General features: G+C 30.3%; 2 protein-coding genes. Both read left to right on the forward strand.

Annotated elements, in window-relative coordinates:
- The first annotated feature begins 185 nt into the window (after positions 1-185).
- Positions 186-536: a type II toxin-antitoxin system RelE/ParE family toxin gene (locus ACFILZ_RS09870; RefSeq protein WP_273783835.1), complete on the forward strand. Its 351-nt coding sequence runs from the start codon at positions 186-188 to the stop codon at positions 534-536.
- A gap of 1 nt (position 537) precedes the next feature.
- Positions 538-861, forward strand: a complete 324-nt coding sequence (locus ACFILZ_RS09875; protein ID WP_015856199.1) for a helix-turn-helix domain-containing protein — start codon at positions 538-540, stop codon at positions 859-861.
- Positions 862-1,015: the final 154 nt, after the last annotated feature.

Genomic DNA, 1,015 nt, shown 5'->3' on the forward strand with positions numbered 1-1,015 from the left:
AAAAAACGTTCTTTTTACATTTGGAAGCGTTGGTTTTTACAAAGCAGCTTTTCATAAGATAAATAAACAATTATGGTTTTTTGTTACCATTTTTATCAAGTCAATTTTATTAATAATAGTTATTAAAAAATCACAAAATTAGAATAACCACTTGAAAATATACCCATATGGGTATATTAATAATCATGAGTAAAATAAAACGTATCATATGGCTTGGTTCTTCACTCAAAGATATAAAAAGTCTTCCTGATCTTATTCAACAAAGGATTGGTTATGCTCTTTATCTTGCTCAGATAGGAGATAGAGGAGAAAATGTTAAGGTTCTCAAGGGGTTTGGATCTGCCAATGTTCTAGAAATTATTGAACGCGATATTCAAGGAACTTATCGCGCTGTTTATACGATACAATATAAAAAATCTCTTTATGTGTTGCATTGTTTTCAGAAAAAATCGACCCGTGGCATTGCAACACCAAAACCAGACATTAATCTGATTAAAGAACGTCTCAAGTTAGTAGAACAATTAGAAGGGAATTAAAATGATCAATGTTTTTCACGGTAGTTCCAATGTTTATGCGGATCTTGGCTTTTCAGATTCCAGAGAGATGCTTATCAAAGCGCAACTTGCTCATAAGATTAGTCAAATTCTGAAAGAAAAGAACTTAACACAAAAACAGGCTAGTCAACTTTTGAAAATGACTCAACCAAAACTGTCTAAACTCTTAAGTGGAGAATTTCGAGGAATTAGTGAAATGAAAATGCTTGAGTGTTTGGCAAAATTGGGAAACGATATAAAGATTATTGTTAATCCGAAAGAAGTTAAAACGCTTGAAGGACATTTTGAAGTTGTTTTTTCTTCTTAAACTTCTTTATGATTAGCTTTTTTGGATCTATTCATGCATGGCAATCTTATATAAAAAATAGTCAAATGAATCACGTATAAAAGTGTGGATTCTTGAGTGGATTCATATAAAATAATTACAAACAAACTATTGACTTTATTGTATTTTTGTTTAT

Source organism: Bartonella sp. AP40SXNS (genome assembly GCF_042195825.1).
Lineage (GTDB): Bacteria > Pseudomonadota > Alphaproteobacteria > Rhizobiales > Rhizobiaceae > Bartonella.

What these genes read in the sequence shown, in the direction of transcription:
- ACFILZ_RS09870 (WP_273783835.1), top strand. Translation starts at nt 186, where the DNA reads ATGAGTAAAATAAAACGTATCATATGGCTTGGTTCTTCACTCAAAGAT.
- ACFILZ_RS09875 (WP_015856199.1), top strand. Translation starts at nt 538, where the DNA reads ATGATCAATGTTTTTCACGGTAGTTCCAATGTTTATGCGGATCTTGGC.